This is a genomic window from Salinimicrobium sp. TIG7-5_MAKvit (assembly GCF_049569215.1).
GTDB lineage: Bacteria > Bacteroidota > Bacteroidia > Flavobacteriales > Flavobacteriaceae > Salinimicrobium > Salinimicrobium profundisediminis.
Genome location: NZ_CP145903.1, coordinates 1,730,480 through 1,748,295 on the forward strand (window position 1 = coordinate 1,730,480; position 17,816 = coordinate 1,748,295).

At 40.6% G+C, this 17,816-nt stretch carries 14 protein-coding genes and 1 pseudogene; 7 read left to right on the top strand and 8 right to left on the bottom strand.

All coding sequences use genetic code 11. The features are described from left to right. Positions 1 to 108: 108 nt before the first annotated feature. From V5739_RS07725 to V5739_RS07735, 3 genes are all read left to right on the top strand, one after another. On the top strand, positions 109 to 351 hold the full coding sequence (locus tag V5739_RS07725; RefSeq protein ID WP_345599688.1) for a putative signal transducing protein: 243 nt from the start codon (positions 109 to 111) through the stop codon (positions 349 to 351). 521 nt (positions 352 to 872) lie between these two features. Then, on the top strand, positions 873 to 1,304 hold the full coding sequence (rpiB, locus tag V5739_RS07730) for a ribose 5-phosphate isomerase B (RefSeq protein ID WP_423820298.1): 432 nt from the start codon (positions 873 to 875) through the stop codon (positions 1,302 to 1,304). Further along, the gene (locus V5739_RS07735; RefSeq protein ID WP_423820300.1) at positions 1,304 to 1,744 is read left to right on the top strand and encodes a GNAT family N-acetyltransferase; all 441 of its coding nucleotides are present in this window, start codon (positions 1,304 to 1,306) and stop codon (positions 1,742 to 1,744) included. Before rpiB ends, V5739_RS07735 begins: the two co-directional genes overlap by 1 nt. Here V5739_RS07735 and V5739_RS07740 read toward each other — a convergent pair. From V5739_RS07740 to V5739_RS07765, 6 genes are all read right to left on the bottom strand, one after another. Further along, on the bottom strand, positions 1,741 to 3,375 hold the full coding sequence (locus tag V5739_RS07740) for a S41 family peptidase (protein WP_423820301.1): 1,635 nt from the start codon (positions 3,373 to 3,375) through the stop codon (positions 1,741 to 1,743). The genes V5739_RS07735 and V5739_RS07740 overlap by 4 nt on opposite strands. Further along, positions 3,356 to 3,754 (bottom strand): ribonuclease P protein component, encoded by a 399-nt coding sequence (rnpA, locus tag V5739_RS07745; RefSeq protein ID WP_423820302.1) that lies wholly within the window; start codon positions 3,752 to 3,754, stop codon positions 3,356 to 3,358. Before rnpA ends, V5739_RS07740 begins: the two co-directional genes overlap by 20 nt. A 418-nt stretch (positions 3,755 to 4,172) precedes the next feature. Next, positions 4,173 to 6,005 (bottom strand): M1 family metallopeptidase, encoded by a 1,833-nt coding sequence (locus V5739_RS07750; RefSeq protein ID WP_423820303.1) that lies wholly within the window; start codon positions 6,003 to 6,005, stop codon positions 4,173 to 4,175. A gap of 6 nt (positions 6,006 to 6,011) precedes the next feature. Continuing rightward, the gene (locus tag V5739_RS07755) at positions 6,012 to 7,691 is read right to left on the bottom strand and encodes a S8 family serine peptidase (RefSeq protein WP_423820304.1); all 1,680 of its coding nucleotides are present in this window, start codon (positions 7,689 to 7,691) and stop codon (positions 6,012 to 6,014) included. A gap of 6 nt (positions 7,692 to 7,697) precedes the next feature. Beyond that, a complete protein-coding gene (locus tag V5739_RS07760; RefSeq protein WP_423820305.1) occupies positions 7,698 to 8,558 on the bottom strand; it encodes an MBL fold metallo-hydrolase in 861 nt (286 codons plus the stop codon). A 35-nt stretch (positions 8,559 to 8,593) separates the two neighbouring features. Continuing rightward, on the bottom strand, positions 8,594 to 10,378 hold the full coding sequence (locus tag V5739_RS07765; RefSeq protein ID WP_423820306.1) for a monovalent cation:proton antiporter family protein: 1,785 nt from the start codon (positions 10,376 to 10,378) through the stop codon (positions 8,594 to 8,596). Positions 10,379 to 10,539: 161 nt separating this feature from the next. Here V5739_RS07765 and V5739_RS07770 point away from each other — a divergent pair, with 161 nt between their 5' ends. Beyond that, positions 10,540 to 12,567 (top strand): cation:proton antiporter, encoded by a 2,028-nt coding sequence (locus V5739_RS07770; RefSeq protein ID WP_423820307.1) that lies wholly within the window; start codon positions 10,540 to 10,542, stop codon positions 12,565 to 12,567. 101 nt (positions 12,568 to 12,668) lie between these two features. Continuing rightward, positions 12,669 to 14,549 carry a cation:proton antiporter gene (locus tag V5739_RS07775; RefSeq protein WP_423820308.1) on the top strand — a complete coding sequence of 627 codons (1,881 nt, stop codon included), beginning with the start codon at positions 12,669 to 12,671 and terminating at the stop codon, positions 14,547 to 14,549. On the opposite strand, the gene V5739_RS07780 is transcribed toward V5739_RS07775, so the two are convergent. Both V5739_RS07780 and V5739_RS07785 read right to left on the bottom strand, forming a co-directional pair. Then, a complete protein-coding gene (locus V5739_RS07780) occupies positions 14,546 to 14,680 on the bottom strand; it encodes a hypothetical protein (protein ID WP_423820309.1) in 135 nt (44 codons plus the stop codon). The two genes, V5739_RS07775 and V5739_RS07780, sit on opposite strands and share 4 nt — an antisense overlap. A 90-nt stretch (positions 14,681 to 14,770) precedes the next feature. Continuing rightward, a complete protein-coding gene (locus V5739_RS07785; protein WP_423820310.1) occupies positions 14,771 to 15,640 on the bottom strand; it encodes an AraC family transcriptional regulator in 870 nt (289 codons plus the stop codon). Between the two features lie 217 nt (positions 15,641 to 15,857). Here V5739_RS07785 and V5739_RS07790 point away from each other — a divergent pair. Further along, a pseudogene (locus V5739_RS07790) lies at positions 15,858 to 16,003 on the top strand (SDR family oxidoreductase); the annotation flags it as partial. Beyond that, positions 16,004 to 17,794 (top strand): alpha-L-fucosidase, encoded by a 1,791-nt coding sequence (locus V5739_RS07795; protein WP_423820312.1) that lies wholly within the window; start codon positions 16,004 to 16,006, stop codon positions 17,792 to 17,794. Positions 17,795 to 17,816: the final 22 nt, after the last annotated feature.

Sequence of the window (17,816 nt, forward strand, 5' to 3'; positions counted from 1 at the left end):
TCGCCTCCATAAACCGCACATTAAATACGCCGGTTCCAGGTTCTTTTCCTGGAAAAATTTCTTCCACTTTCCACTAGAAACTAATATCTTAATAGCAAGGACTTTGCTATGACCAATTTCATTACTCTTGCGATCTTTACCTATCGCCATGAATACGCAATTCTCAAGTTGCTACTCCAGCAGGAAGGTATTGAACATTTCTTTCAAAACGAGACTATGCTTGACGTCTTCCCTTTATACTCTACCGCCCTGGGAGGAATTCACCTCAAAGTCCACCCACTCGACGTAGATCGTGCCCGGGAGATCATAGATAGGTTTAATCAGGATCCTGCTCCATTAAAGATCGTTTAGTTGTCAACAGTTATTATAGTATTTATATTTTCTTCTTTTTTTAAAAAATTAAAATGATGGAGTATTATAGTCTGTTGATATGTACAATAACTTTTTCTGAAGTTTTTTGGATTTGTGGTCAGCAGTAGTGAGGTAACAAGTTATGAACAGCAGCAGCTACAGCTAAGCCCCTGATTACTACTGAAATTTTACTTTTTCTTAACAACTGTTCATAATGAAATGTGAATTTAATCATTTAATAACTTTCCCTTAATCTGATGTTCAGAAGTGAATTTTGACTGCTGAAAACTTCCCGGAAAAAAGTGAGTTTAAAATTTCCATGTCTCGGTAATTCTTTCATATTCGATTTTTAGCTGAACAATCCAAATTTCGTTTTGATTTTTTCGTCTCTATTTATAAACAAATTATAAACTTTTATAAAGACTTAGTTTTAAAGAGCTTGTAACATTTAATTAACAAACGCTAAAATAGAAGTTGATAACTCAAATTTTTACCTTTGTGGCTCATCAAACCTGCCTCTTATGAAAATATCTATTGGAAATGACCACGCCGGTACTACATATAAAACCGCTGTTGTTGATTACCTGAAATCAAGAAATATTGAAGTGATCAATCACGGGACCGATTCTGAAGAAAGTGTAGATTATCCCGATTTTGTTCACCCGGTAGCCCGGGATGTGGAAAATAAAACGGTTGATTTTGGGATCATTATCTGTGGAAGCGGTAATGGGGCCAATATGACTGCAAACAAGTATCAGTCGGTTCGTTCGGCGCTTTGCTGGATCAAAGAAATCGCTGCCCTGGCAAGAGAACACAACAACGCGAATATACTTAGTATCCCAGCGCGATATACTTCAAAAGAACAGGCTGTTGAGATGGTGCAGGTGTTTCTTGATACCGAATTTGAAGGTGGCCGTCACAGCCGACGTGTAGAAAAGATCGCCTGTAAATAATGGAGATAAAAATTGCCACTTTTGAAGACCTTGGTATTCATAAATTGTATCAAATCCTGCAACTCAGGTCTGAAGTTTTTGTGGTGGAACAAAATTGTGTTTACCAGGATATTGATGGAAAAGATCAAAAAGCCCTGCATGTGCTGGGCTTTGACGGAAAAGATCTCGTAGCCTACACCCGACTCTTTGCCCCCGGAATTTACTTTGAAGAGGCTGCAATAGGCCGTGTGCTTGTCAAAGAAACTCATCGTGGAAAAAACTATGCTCACCAAATCCTCACAGCTTCTATAAAAGCTATTGAAGCGCAATACAGCACCAAAAAAATTAAATTATCTGCTCAAACTTACCTGACTAAATTCTACGAAAGTCATGGGTTTCATCAAACCGGGGAAGGATATCTTGAAGATGGCATCCCTCACATAGGTATGATAAAGAATTAACCTTTTAGAATTTTCTGATATTGAGTTTTATCCTGAAGAATTTCCTTTGCCTTCAGGATTTCAGGATTTTTCTTCACATAGTATTCATAAAGCCCTTCTTTGTAGAAATACCGCTTGATGATCTCTTCTGAAATAAGGCTCATGATCTCAGCTTTTTTGTTGTTTAGAGCCTGTTCCTTTGAAGTTGAAATTGCCTCTTCTATACTTTTCAACGCTGTTGAAAGATCTTGTTGATAACCTTCTTTTTGCGCAGCATCAATAACATCCTGCAGTTCTTCTTCTGTAGCTGTCTGGTATTCAAACCCCACGGTATTTAGATACGCTTTAAAATCTGAAAAATCTTTTTCTGTAAAGCTGAAGTCTTCAGGAGAATTCAAATTATAAGTATAATAGTAGTTTGTTGCGTAGTCAAAAATGGCATTTTCGAACAGCAATGCATTAGTGACATCACTAAATTCCGAAGTTTCCAGTTTAATATCGGGTGATATACCGCCGCCGTCATAGACTTTTCTTCCATTCCGGGTTTTGAATTCGTTGTAATCTTTTTCAGAATAACGTATTGCATTTCCTTCTTCATCGCGGTGACGGTAATCGAGTGCCTGTATGCAGCGGCCGCTGGGCGTGTAATATCTTGAGATAGTAACCTTTAGTTGAGTGCCGTAAGTGAGGTCTTTGGGACGCTGTACAAGGCCTTTACCAAAGCTGCGGGCTCCAATGACCACCGCGCGGTCTAAATCCTGCAAAGCACCTGCTACAATCTCGCTGGCAGAGGCACTGCGACCGTTGATCAATACTGCCAGGGGAATTTCCGGATCTATAGCTTTTTTGGTTGTTGAAAACGTCTGATTATACTTTTCAACTGCCGATTTTGTACTGGTGATCAACTCTCCCTGTGGTACAAAAATGTTGGTCACGTTAATAGCTTCAGAAAGTAATCCGCCGGGATTTCCACGCAGGTCAAGTATGATCTTTTCTGCCCCCTGCTCTTTTAATTCTTTTAAAGCGTTTACCGTTTCGGCCGAAGCGTTGCGGTTAAACTGAGAAAGCACAATATACCCGGTTTTATCTTCCAGCAGCTCGTAAAAGGGTACGGCTTTGATCTCAACAGCACCACGGGTAAGCGTGGTAGTTTTGGTTTCTCCCTGTCGAATAAAAGTGAGTTCTACCTTAGAATTTGGTGCACCTTTGAGCAATTCTCCCGCATCTTCGCTAAAATTCTGAACAGCTATATTCCCAATCTTTATAATCTCATCTCCGGCTTTTAAACCGGCTTTATCGGCAGGGTAATCTTTATAGGGTTCTAAAATGACAATTTTATCGGCCTTTATGCCTACTGTGGCACCTATGCCGGTATATTCGCCGGCGTTGTCTATCCTGGCCGCCTGCACTTCCTGTTCATTCCAGTAATGGGTGTAAGGATCAAGATCTTCAAGCATCGCATTTATGGCCGTATCCATCAATTCTGCAGGATTGGTCTCATCAACATAGTTCATGTTGAGTTCTTTGAACAGCGTAGTGAAGATCTCGAGCTGTTTGGCGATCTCAAAGAAATCTGACTTATAACTTACTGTAGTAAATAGCAGCACCGGAAGGGCTGCAAAAAATGCTATTTTAGAGAGGATCTTTTTCATGTTCCTTCATTTTTTCCTGCGCCACAAATCTTTTCAGAAGTTCTTCGCCGTTGCGCGATAAATCGGCATAACTCCATACTTCGCGCCCGGTATAGATCAACATTACAGCATAATTATGGGTTAAATTACTGGTAACAAGATACTTATTTTTTCTAAAAACCTCCCGCATGAGCCGCTTAATTTTGATTCTGTCTACCGCGCGTTTAAAGTTTCTCTTAGAAACTGAAACCCCTACCTTATTTACCTTTTCTGAAGGGTTTTGAAGCCGGGTGTACACCAAAAGCAAGGGATATTTTTTGACCGTTTGGCCTTCAGCAAAAAGTTTATCAATAAGAACTTTGCTCTTTAATTTTTCCTTCTTTCCGAAGCTTTCATCCATGAGGTAAAATTATCATTTATAAATCAATGTTGTCCGATTAAATATATCAAACAGGAGCTAAGGCCACGAATTCACCAATAATTCAGTTTATTTAAAGGTATAGAAGGATGGTTTTTAGTTTCTGAATATTTAGGAACTTTATTTATGAAATAGAATATTGTTATTTATTAGTTGGTTGGGTAAAGTCCTGGCTCCTGGTTCTTGCAACGAAGCAATCCTGACTCTTTCCCCGGACAATAACCTTTATATAAAAAAGTATTTAACAAAGAATCTCACGGTCTAAACTTATGAAATAAAAAAAGAGGCCGTTTAAAGCCTCTTTTTCTTTAACCCGAATATATTTCAGGTGTATTTAATTCTGAATGTCATTCTCTTTAGTGGTAAAAATACCTGTCAAAAATGGCATTTTTGGAACCTCTTATTGTTGTGGTTTCGGGTAAACATTATTTTTCCTATTCACATCGGCCATCATTTGGCTGCTGTCAATCTCAATAGAAGAAACTTCCGATTTTGGCTTATTCAGCATAAAAGAATAGGTAGGATAAGCCCACGCCCAGTCTTCTTGTGTCTGATTTTCATCAAATCCTGGTTTTTCCCAGCGCATCATTTGTAATGGAATATAGATCTCTTCGGAAGTACCGTTGTTATAGTTCACTTGCAGCTCAACAGGCATAGGCATTTCACCATTTCTAATGAGCACAACCCTGGTTTGATCGCCTTCCTCTTCTACCGCCTGTATGGCGTAGTCAATTACGTTTGTAGTGCGCGTCCAGTCGGTTAAATACCAATCTAGCTCTGCACCCGAAACCTTCTCGGCTACCCTAATAAAATCATTGGGTGTTGGATGTTTGAATTTCCACTCATCGTAGTACCTTTTTAAGGTCTTCTGAAGGTTTTCTTCACCAATAATGTAACCTAACTGCGAAAGAAAAACTGAACCTTTTGAATAGGCCGTTGCACCGTAAGCTGCGTTGTACGTATACCTGTCGGCATGGGTGGTTTGTGGCTGCTCTGCGCCCGAAGTTGCCAAACGGGTATAGCTTCTGTAAGAGCCTTCAAAAGGATTTTCCTGATTCTGGTCCATTATTTCATTCATTGCAAGATCAGAAATGTAGCTTGTAAAGCCTTCATCCATCCATTCGTGCTTGCTCTCGTTGGTTGCCAGCAGGTGCTGGAACCAGGCGTGGGCAAGTTCGTGAGCGGTCACGCCTACAAGGCTTCCAAAATTCCTTTCCCCGGTAATAAGGGTGAGCATGGCATATTCCATTCCACCATCTCCTCCCTGGATCACAGAATACTGTGGCCACGGGTAAGGCCCTATGTGCTCATTAAAGTACAAAAGGAGTTCTTCGGTCTTTGACTGCAGGTTCTTCCAGTTCTCCTTAATTTCAGGCTTGTTTTTATAAAGGAAGTGCAGCACGGTACCATCGGCAGCCGTTCTTTTGTCATGAATATATTCAGGATCGGCAGCCCAGGCAAAATCGAGTACATCTTCAGCAATGAAATGCCAGGTGAGTTTGTCAGCTTTTTTTCTCTTTACTTTTACACCTTCGTCCTGGTAGCCATACCCAATTTCATTGGCATTTTGAAGGATTCCTGAAGCACCAAGAATGTAGTCTTTATCAATATTGATCTTTACATCATAGTCTCCCCATACCCCATGCCACTCACGGCCAATGTAAGGATCGGCATGCCATCCTTCAAAGTCGTATTCGGCCATTTTTGGGAACCACTGCACCATAGAAAGAGCCACACCTTCGCTGCTGTTTCTTCCTGCACGACGGATTTGTTCGGGTACCTGTCCTGCAAATTTTAGTGAAAAATTTACGGTTTCTCCGGGTAAAATTGGTTCGGCAAGTTCTACTTCCAAAACCGTTCCCACCTCTTCAAACTGAAGAGATTTCCCATTCATGGTAAGGGTATTTACTCGCAGGTAACCCTGTTGTGCAGGAGTTAAATTAGCAATTCTGGCTCCTACACGAGGATCTGGATCTGCGATGGTTCGCGAACGGATATCCATTTCACTTCCGGGTTGAAAAGCGTTATAAAACAGGTGATAAAATACCCTTTTTAGCGTATCGGGAGAGTTGTTGGTATATTCGAGATCCTGCTCCCCGATATACTGGAAGTTGTCAACATTCATGTCAACATCCATCTTGTAGTTGGCTTCCTGTTGCCAGTAAGAGGTACTATTCTGGGCAGTTACTGCCAGGCATGATAAAAATGCCAGTGTCAATATTCCTTTCTTCATTCGTGCTTATTTTGATAATTTATCTGCCAGGATTAGGGCGTTATAAAGGTTAACCATTTTTCCTGAAGTTGATAATTGACTGAATTTCATTGTATTTGACGGGTCTCCGCCAATAATTACAGTGGCGTTGCTGGTAAGGCCACTTTCCATGATCACTCTTTTAACCTGATCATCGGTCAATTTTGGATAAAAAGAACGTATCACAGCTGCAACGCCGGCTACTGCAGGTGCTGCCATAGAAGTTCCCTGTAGGTACTCATACTCGTTATTTGGTGTAGTAGACCAGATCTTTGTTCCTGGTGCAAATACATCAACATTGGTCTTACCATAGTTAGAGAAACCTGCAATAAGGCCAGATCCATATTCATAATTAAGAGCTCCTACAGTAAGGAAGTTATCTGAAATCTCACTTGGATTTTCAGGATCCTGATCGTTTGGATATACCGCATTTTCGTCAAGGTTTAATCCTTCATTTCCGGCGGCGTTCACAATAAGTACATCATTATCATCGGCGTACTTTATAGCATCTCTTACCCATTGTGGGTGGGTAGAGAAATATTTTCCGAAGCTGGTGTTGATGATGCTGGCACCATTATCTACGGCATAGCGAATGGCAAGGGCAATATCTTTGTCATACTCGTCTCCATCAGGCACTGCTCTAAGTACCATGATCTCTACATTGTTGGCAACCCCGTTAAGACCAATTTTATTGTCTCTTTCAGCAGCAATAATACCTGCCACGTGGGTACCGTGTTTAAGATCTTCTTTATCGGGTGTTGGGCCCATCACATTTGCATTTCCGTAGTCGGTATCTGTGATATCATCAACATCATCACCTACCGCGGCACGGGCATCAAGGTCTAGATTGAAGTGAGAAGAAAGCCTGCCGTCAAAGTAGTCTATAGCCTCCTGAAGTTGTGAAATTGCATCTGGGATAGTACCTTTAACATTGCTCATTACCTGGCTCAAGAAGCCTTTGTACTGCTGCATTTCTTCGGAAGTTGCTTCCATATTTCTCAACTCCTCCAAAGTATAATCTTCTTTGCCGATTTTGGCAGATACCGCCTCATGAGATACCTTTAGCTGTTGCACAATACCTTCATACTGGTTCTTCATGCCAAGCGTCTCGTTGTATTCTTTGTCATACTCGGCTTTTGCACGCTGATAAAGCTCAAATTCTTCCTGATTTTCGGTCTTTACAGCACCTGCAGGTATGCTGCTGTACTTAGATTTCAGCTTTTTGTAGATCCTGGTATATTCAAGATTTTCTTCTACTGCATCACCAAGAAAGTTCCACCCGTGAATATCGTCAACATAACCGTTGTTATCGTCATCGCGGTTGTTGTTGGGTTTTTCGTCTTCATTGGTCCAAATCACCCCGTCAAGATCTTCGTGTTCTATATCAACACCACTGTCAATAACGGCTACAATGACTTTTTTGCCTTTGTTGTTCTTGATGATCTCGCTGTAAGCTTTTTGCACGCTCATACCCGGAATGGTATCTGAAACAAGATCGGCTCCACCCCAGCCTTTTAGTTCAACGTCTGTAAGTTCAGAAACCTTTAGCGGTGTTTCATCAATATTTTCAATAGGTGTAGAAACAATTGCGGGAGCCGAGCTACCACATGCTGCCAGAATAGCGGCCATTCCGGCTGCCAGAAAAGGCCTGTAAATTGGGATCTTCATAATTTTCTAATTAAATATTTCGTTAAATGTATATACTTCGTCTAATCGTACTCCTTTTTCGGTTTCCTTTACTTTTATCACCTTGTTATGGGCATCGTGTTCCAGAAAAAGATAAAAATCTTCTTTGGCAGCCGTTTCCAGGAATGTCTTCTTTTCAGGAAGCGTAAGTAAAGGCCTGGTATCATATCCCATAACAAAAGGCAATGGAATGTGACCCGCGGTAGGCAAAAGATCGGCCGTAAATACCAGCGTTTTTCCCTGGTACTTAATATGGGGGATCATCTGCTTATCTGTATGACCATCTACAAAAAGAATTCCAAAATCGAGTTCAGAATTTTCCTGATATGCTCCTCCCTGTCTTTCAATGAATTTCAACTGGCCACTTTCTTCCATGGGAAGTATGTTCTCCTTCAGAAAAGAAGCTTTCTCCCGGGCGTTAGGCTGGGTTGCCCACTGCCAGTGTTCTTTATTGGACCAGAAAGTGGCATTTTTGAATGCCGGTTCATAACCGCTACGGTCTTTATTCCATTGTATGCTACCGCCGCAATGGTCAAAGTGCAGGTGGGTCATTAAAACATCGGTGACATCATCTCTTGTAAATCCGTGTTTCTTCAAGGATTTATCAATGTTATCATCTCCCCAGAGATAGTAGTAGCCAAAGAATTTCTCATTTTGCTTATCGCCCATCCCGGTATCGATAAGTATAAGCCGGTCACCATCTTCAATGAGCAGACAGGTGGCGGCAATATCAATCATGTTATTTGAATCTGCCGGATTGGTTTTATTCCAGATAGATTTTGGTACCACACCAAACATGGCACCTCCATCCAGCTTAAAATTACCGGCTTCAATAGGATATATTTTCATGAATTTTTAGGTGATTTTAGGGTTCCTGAATAAATTCACTGTAAATATATTATTTTTTCACCGGGACTTATGGTGTCGTGGAAGTGGAAAGGTCTTTTGTGGCCTTCGGGATTTACGATAAGTATAGGCAGAAAATCTTTTTGCTGCTTTTTTTGTTCTTTAATCCATTGCCGGGTAGACATTTCCTCTTCTACAAGAATTTCATGCTCGGCTGCACTGTTGCTGCTCAATTTATATGTCCACGGGTCAAGTTTTGTCTTTGCGGCAAACATTGACGAAGCGTCTATCCTGTCAAGAAGATCTACGCCCGCACCAGATTCTTTTGGATCCATGAGCACGATCTTCTTTGGGATATAAAAGGAATCATTGGCCAGCTGTGCTGCCAGTAGATTGATCTCACTGTTGGCGGTGAGCGCAATAAAAGTGCCTTTGTCTATGGCATGGGCCTGTTCCATAGTCTCTTCTTTCAGAATGTTTCCAAAAATGGCATTTAAACCTTCATTTTTTGCCAGCTCTACCATGTCGCGGTTAGAATCTACAAGAGTAACGTCGTTCTCTTTTGCGAGGTGCTTAGCCAGGTGGATTCCCAACGGATTTGCGCCCAGGATAAGAAAGCCTTTCCTGGATTCCTGATGGATAAGTTCACCCCGGTTTTTCAACCATTTTGTGGTCCAGGTAAGGAAGACCGGAACTGTAAGGGTAGTAAAAATGGCCATAAAAACCAGGATAGAAAAGATTTCAGCAGAAATGATACCCATTTCAAGTCCAATACCTGCAATAATAATTTCTACTGCGCCCCTACCGTTCATTCCCGTTCCTACAGTAAGACCTTCGCGCCAGCCGTAGCCACTGGGCAGGTAGAACAAAGCAGTTCCTCCAATTTTCCCAATCATGGCTACTAAAGTTACTGCGATAAGCATCCAAAGATCGGTTTGAAAAATGTCCAGCGTAACGTTAAATCCTGCGGAAACAAAAAATATAGGTGCTAAAAACCCGATAGATACGTCGTGAAAGATGTCATTGATCTCTTTGGAAATCTGCCTGTTAAAAACTCCGTCCCTAATGAAAAGCCCGGCCATAAACGCTCCGAGAATGCTGTGAAGGCCTGCAAGTTCGGCAAGTTCGGCAAAACCAAATACGATGATTAAAATAAGAGTAAAATGCAGGGTACGGTCTTTAATCTTAGCACGGCTAAGGGTTTTTCCCAAAAGAGGCAGAAGGTAAATTCCTCCCACAGCAGTAAATATGAAGAACAAAATAGCCTTACCTGCTACCCATGTGAGGCCAAGAGTATCAATATTTCCTACATCTACAAAACTCATTAGTCCTGCAAAAATGATGAGGGCGAGCGTATCTGAGATCAAGGCTCCAGCCATTAAAACATAGGCAATACGTGTATTGAGTAGCTTCAGGTCTACCAGGATACGGCTTTTTGTAGCCAGCGAGGTCACACCTACAGCAATGGCTACGAAGAGGGCAGCCATTTGAGTTCCGTCAAAGAGGATGATGGTGTAATAGCCCAGGCCAAAGGGCACAAAAAAGCCTCCAATAGCTGCCAGGAGCCCCGGCCAGGAAGCTTTTCCGAGATCCCTAAAGTTGATCTCCATACCAATGTATACCATGAGCAGGATAATCCCAACTTCGGCCAGAATGCTTATCATTTCGGAGGTTTCGAGCATTCCTAACACTGCCGGACCTAAAATAATCCCTATCACCAGTTCTCCTAAAATGGCAGGATAGCCCAGTTTTTTTGCAGCGGCACCACCCACCCATGCTCCGGCGAGGATTATAAGTAGATTGAAAATATTGAATTCTTCCATAAGCCGATATTTTAGTGTGGGTTTAACTCAATAAAAAGGAAGCTTCAAAACAGTGAAGCTGATCAATTCTGTCAAAAATCACTTAAAAATAGCATTTTTTGCAGGAATTTTATTTTAAGAGTGACAATATCTACTACATTTAAATCCTTTACTGGAAATATATGAAAGAATTCCTCGAGTTGCTGAAACATGAATTTGAATTGCCGCTATCCAATCCGGTGCTGGTTTTTTCACTTATCCTGCTTATAATCCTCATTTCTCCCATTGTATTACGGCGCCTGAATATTCCCGGGATCATCATCCTTATTGTTTCAGGGATTGTTATTGGCCCCTATGGTGTAGGAATCCTGGAACAAAGTGCTGCTATAGATCTATTTTCTACCATAGGCTTGCTTTACATCATGTTTATTGCGGGTCTTGAACTCGACATGAACCAGTTTAAAGCAAACCGGAATAAAAGTTTTCTCTTCGGATTTTTCACGTTTAGCATTCCCCTGGGAATAGGCTTCCCTGTTTGTTATTTTCTTCTGAATTACGATTTCAACGCCAGTTTTTTAACGGCCAGTATGTTTGCTACCCACACCCTGCTCACATATCCCATAGTGAGTAAACTGAAGGTATCAAAGAACGAAGCTGTGGCAATCACTGTAGGTGGAACTATACTTACAGATACTGCGGTACTCATTGTACTTGCAGTAATTATGGGAAACCATGAAGGCACCCTCAATGCTGCATTTTGGCAACGGCTGGGGATCTCCCTCGCAATTTTTTCGGTCATTATGTTCTTTCTTGTACCCCGAATAGCCAAATGGTTCTTTACAAGCATGGAAAATGAAAAGCATTCCCACTACATATTTGTGCTTACTGTCGTGTTTATATCGGCGTTTCTAGCCGAACTGGCGGGAGTGGAACCCATCATAGGAGCCTTTCTTGCAGGTTTGTCCCTAAACAGGCTAATCCCCCATTCTTCGGCACTTATGAACAGGGTAGAATTCATCGGGAATTCTCTGTTCATCCCTTTTTTCCTGATAAGTGTGGGGATGCTGGTAGATATCAGTGTGATCTTTAGTGGGCCTATGGCGCTATTGGTGGCAGGGACCCTAACGGTAGTAGCTGTTTTAGGAAAGTGGCTTGCCTCCTTCCTCACTCAAATCACCTTCAAATATTCGGTGGCACAGAGAAAGGTCATTTTTGGGTTGAGCAGCGGGCATGCTGCGGCGACCCTTGCCGTGATCATTGTGGGTTTCAACGCAAGGATCATAGATGAGAATATTTTAAACGGAACAATTATCCTCATCCTGGCCACCTCTATAGTTGCCACTCTTGCAACACAAAGGGCGGCAGGTAAACTGAAAGCTGAATCTGATAAAGACCTCTCAAAAGAGGTAAAAAACGCCGAAGCTTTTAAAAATGAAACCATCTTACTGCCTATTGCCAATATTCTGAATTTTGACAAGTTGCTTGAGTTCGCAATCCTGATCAAGGATAAGGCGTCTCCCAATCCCATTTCTATACTTTCGGTAGTGCCAAATAATGCCGAAGCAGAAATTAATATTGCCCGTGCTACCAATAAACTTGAAGATTTTGTTTCACAGGCCTCTGCCGCCGAAGCTGAAGTTACCATACATGCTACCATAGATCACAATGTTGCACAGGGAATTGCCAGAAAGGCAAGGGAAATCATTGCCGATCTTGTCATTTTTGGATGGCCTTCAGAAAAAGGGCTTATCGATAAACTTATTGGCAAAAAGATGGAGCGCATTATTGCTGCGAACAATAAAACTTCCTTTATTACTCACTTTAGCAGGCCACTTGCTACCCATAAACGGTTGTTTTTGGTTGTACCGGCACTTGCCGAAGAGGAAGAAGGTTTCTCTTTATGGGTAAGCAAGATCGAAGTGCTCTCTAAAGAACTTAGTGTCCCGGTGGTGATCTATTGCAACGAGGTGTCAAAAATGTCAATTTCAGAGCAGTTTAAAAAAATGAAGAGCGATTCTCCTGTGACCTATAAGATCTTCAAGGAGTGGAACGATTTTCTCATTTTGGGCAGAGACATGCAGGAAGAGGATATTGTGGTGCTGGTTTCGGCCAGAAAGGGTTCAAAATCCTTTCAGAATGTACTAAGCGGTATTCCTGCCAAGCTGGAAAAATATTTCTTTGACAAGAGCCGTATTATTATTTTTCCTTAGCTTCTTCCGAAGAAACAAAACGTACTGAATCACAGAGATTCTGCAGTTAACGCATAAAAAGTTAACTTTATGGCTAATTTCTATACAAAAGTAAATAACACATGTTAGAACTAGCAGGCTTAGTTATCCTGGGAATACTGGCGCAGTGGGTTGCCTGGAAAACAAAGACACCGGCAATTCTTCCGCTTATACTTATAGGCCTTTTTGTAGGCCCTTTTTCCACACTAATTTCCCATGATGGGACAAAATGGCTCGAGCCTATTTGGAATGGGGAAGAAGGCGTATTTCCCGGAGAGAGCTTATTTTATTTCGTTTCTCTGGCTATTGCGGTCATTCTTTTTGAAGGAGGACTTACCCTAAGGCGTGGCGAGGTGGGCAATATTGGTCCCGTTATCGTGAAGCTTATAAGTGTGGGGGTTGTGGTGACCTTTTTTGGGGCCGGGCTTGCAGCACATTTTATATACGGGTTCTCGTGGCAAATATCTTTCCTGTTTTCCTCCCTTATTATAGTTACAGGACCTACGGTTATTGCACCTATTCTTCGGAATATTCCTCTTAAAACTCATGTTTCTTCTATCCTGAAATGGGAAGGAATTTTGATAGATCCTATTGGTGCCTTAATTGCCGTTTTGATGTATGAATTTATTCGCGTTGAAGGCGGGCAGGATTTTACTATTACAGCGCTTACAGAATTCGGGAAGATCATTCTATTTGGCTTCACCTTTGGTTTCACCTTTGCTCATATCCTGGCCCTGCTCATAAAGCGGAACGTAATACCTCATTACCTGCTTAATGTTTTCACCCTGGCCACGGTACTTGGGGTATTTGTACTTGCCGATACTTTTGCCCATGAAAGCGGACTTTTAGCTGTAGTGGTCATGGGAATGGTGATGGGTAACAAAAACCTGCCAAACATCAAGGAACTGCTTTATTTTAAAGAGTCTCTTAGTGTACTGCTCATTTCGATCCTCTTTATTCTCCTTGCAGCAAATATCGAAATCTCTGACCTGTTACTTATTTACAACTGGAAAGCGGCTATGTTGTTTGGGGCAGTGGTGTTCATTGTACGGCCTATTGGGGTTATTTTGAGTTCCCTCGGATCTAATCTTAAAGCCAATGAGATTGCCTTTATCAGCTGGGTTGGCCCCCGTGGTATTGTTGCGGCCGGTATTGCTTCCCTTTTTGGGCTTAAACTGGCCAGGGAAGGAGTTCCGGGAGCCGAATATATCACTCCGCTGGTCTTTATGGTGGTATTACTTTCTGTACTGCTCAATGCCACCACGGCGCGAATCTTTGCTAAACTGGTAGGTGTTTTTGTAAAAGATGCAGAGGGAATTCTTATTATTGGCGCATCTTCTGTTTCAAGGCTTATTGGTAAATACCTGCAAGACAATAATAGGCATGTGGTGCTGATGGATAACAATGGTGATAACGTTATGAAGGCTAAGGATCTGGGCCTCGATGCTATTGCAGGAAGTGTTTATGAAGATGATCTTTTTAATAATGTTGAGCTCAATGATGTTGGTTACCTCATGGCTATGACCGGGAACAGTGATATCAATAAAACTGCGATAAACAAATTTACCAACCAGTATGGGGAAAAAGGCTCTTTCAGGCTTATTTCTTCGGATGAAATGAATGATCCGGAGACAAATCCTTCCGAAGGATTGTTTTCTCACACCGATGATTATATCAAATTAACTGAAGTCGCCAGGAGCTATCCCACCATTCATGAGGTAGTACTCAACAGCAGGGCGCATTATGAAGGTTTACTGGAAATATCTAAAACCGATCCCGACATTATTCCGTTGTTTGTAAAGACCGATACCGGCGAATTAAGGATTATCCCATCCCACAGTTCAGAAGTGGAAATTAACAACGGATACCAACTGGTTTATTTAGGTAAAAAGATCAAGAAGGAAGAAGAAGAACAGGAAGAGAACTACGAAGAGACAGTAGAAAAGCTTGAGAGCGAAAACTAATCTTTATTGATCTCCTCCAAAAGTTCATCGGTTAATTCGAGGGTGAAGAGAAACTGATTGAAAGGAGAGGACTTATAATGAAGAATATTGATGTAGCCCGTAAGATGATTTAGGTCTTTGGATCTGCTCATGGGAGGGTGAGAGAAATGATAAGAAGTTTTCAGAAGAAGTAACTTCCTTTTATTCTTGAGAATTAATTATTTATATGATTCTTCTCTTATTTATTCCTGATATAAGGCGTTGCTCTTCATAGCTTGATACTGGCTAGGGGAGACATTGTTGATTTTTTTAAAGGTTCTGTTAAAATAAGAGAGACTGTTAAATCCTGACAGGTACGAAACTTCAGAAATTGTTTTTACGGGAGATGTCTCAAGTAATAATTTACAGGAGTAATTTATTCGAAACTCATTCAAGAAGGTGATAAACGGTTTGCCGGTACTCTTTTTAAAATATCTACAAAAAGCAGATTTATTCATACCAGATCTTTCTGCTACCTTGCCTAGGGTAATATCTTCTTTAAAATGCAGCATGATATATTCAACTGCATCATTCACTCTTTTTTCTGAAATTTTATAATAATTCAACCAGGTTAAACTTCCGAGGCTCGTATACTTCCCATACTTAGAAAGCTTTAATAGAATATTAAGAACATTAAGAGCATTCTCGGAATGAGATTCACTGTCAATGTTGTCCAATATTTGCCGAATGTGAATATTTTCCGGCTGTCGGAATAGAACACCCCTTTTGCTTAATGTAACAATTTGTTTTAAAAAAGAAAATTCAGGCAAGTCTTTACTATTGCTGCTTAAAAAGGATTCATTAATATGAAAAACATAAGCTTTTGAAATTTTAGTATTTTCATTTGAATATTTACTATAGAACATATGAGGTACATTTTGTCCCAGAATAAAAATATCATCTTTTTTATATTCCCCTATAAAATCGCCAGCATACAATGTGCCTTCTCCTTCAACAATATACACCAGTTCCAGCTCAGGGTGGTAATGCCATAGTTTGAGGAATTCCTTGGCCTCATGAACAGAAAATTTAATATTTCGGGTAAGATATTTATGTAAAAATTGAAGTTTCATTGATTAAAATCGCGGCTCTCGCCAATTTTGTATATAAATGAAATTAAAAAAAGAAGGATGTGCAAATATTGTTCAACACATTGTAAATATTGTTCAAATATTTCGTTTTTAAGGATCTTATCTTTGAAATGATATTTTTAACTTATTATAATCTTTTTTTTGGAAAAGCTGTAATTATATCTCCTAATGACAATGTAGCTGTTGCTTTTCAAAATATAAACTTTCTAAAACTCAACCTCTGGCAAGAATGGGAAATCCCGATGGGTAGCCGGCTTAACAGTTTAATTATGTTCTGATGAAGCTTCTCTTATCACCGGTACGAATTTCCCTATAAATGGAGGATTTATTAAATTTAATGGATAAATGAAAAGAATATTTACTTTTTTAAGCTTATTATTTTTTAGCTCAGTTATAGCTCAAACAACACATGAAGAGGCAAAAAGGGCAATTGAAGAGAGAAGTTTCCCCAACTGGTTTCAGGATGCCAAACTAGGCATTTTTATTCACTGGGGATTGTATTCGGTTCCGGCTTATGGAGGAAAGGAAAGTTATTCTGAATGGTACCTGCGTGGTTTACAAATGAACGACAGCTTACGTACTAATTTTTTAAAAAAGACCTATGGAAGCGACTTTACCTATAATGATCTTACCAATGAATTTAAGGCCGAGCTATTTGATCCTGAAGAATGGGCAGATTTATTTAAAAGAGCGGGAGCTAAATATGTTGTTTTAGTCTCTAAACATCATGATGGGTACGCCCTTTGGCCAAGTAAATATAACCGTAACTGGAATAGTGTAGATACAGGTCCCAAAAGGGACATTGTTGGAGAAGTTACAGAAGCAGTTAGAGATTCGGGACTTAAAATGGGGTTATATTATTCTTTACCAGAATGGAATCACCCACTGCATAGGTGGTACAGTGATCCTCACGACAGCATAAACACTTATGTGGAAACTTACATGATACCTCAATTCAAGGAGCTTGTAAGCACATATAAGCCTTCTTTAATATTTGCCGACGGAGAATGGTATAATTCTGCCAAACAATGGCACTCTGCAGAGCTTATTAACTGGTATTATAATCTTGTTGGAGATGAGGCAATTGTAAACAACCGGTGGGGAAGCGGACTCGATGTGGGTTTTCTTACCCCTGAGTACAGTGCAGGAATCAAAGAAACCTCCAGGCCATGGGCTGAAGTTAGGGGTATAGGACGTTCTTTTGGACTCAACCGAAATGAAGACCTGGAGGCATATGGAACCTCTAAGGAACTTGTTGAGAAATTTGTTCAGGCTGTAGCTAATGGAGGAGGAATGATCTTGAATGTTGGTCCTGGAGCCGATGGTCAAATTCCATTAATACAGCAGGAGCGACTTGTACAACTAGGAAACTGGCTCGAGATAAACGGCGAGGCAATTTATGGAGCAGAAGCATTTGAGATTACTGAAGAAGAGAAAGAGGTGCAAATTTCCAGGGTAGATGAGGTGATCAATTTTAATTGGGTACGTAACTCCCCATTAAAAGGAATTAGAGAAGATGATTTTTCCGTGAGGTGGGAAGGCTATCTTGTTGCTCCCAAAAATGGCAAATATAACATTGAATTAGATGCAGATGATGAAGCAATTCTAGAGCTTGATGAAAGAACAATTATAAATAACAATTACACAGCTCCAGATAAAGAGGCTGAAGTAATGAATGCAAATACCAGCTACTCAGAAAATGCAGTAGTTGATTTAAAGGCCGAGAAACCTTATAAACTGGTATTGAATTACAGAGAAAAGAAGCAGAATGCAAAGGTTACAATATCCTGGAGCAGTAAAGGAGGTGAGAAAGAAATTATTCCTGGTGATGCTTTCTACTTAGATCAGGAAAAGACTCAGCCAGGGTTACAGGGAAAATACACCTCATTAAAAACACACATTGCTTACACTAAAAAGAACAACTCCCTGTATGCAATTAGTTTTGAATGGCCCGAGGATTCTTTACAACTAAATATTCCAAAGCCAAAACCAGGAGCTACAGTGAAAATGCTCGGTCTTGAAAGAGAACTTGACTGGAGCTACAAAAACAGTAAAATGTTTATTAACACCAGTGGAATTAAATATAATGAATTACCCTCCCATGATGCATGGACATTCAAAATAGATAATTACTAAAATATTTTAAATAAACTAATAA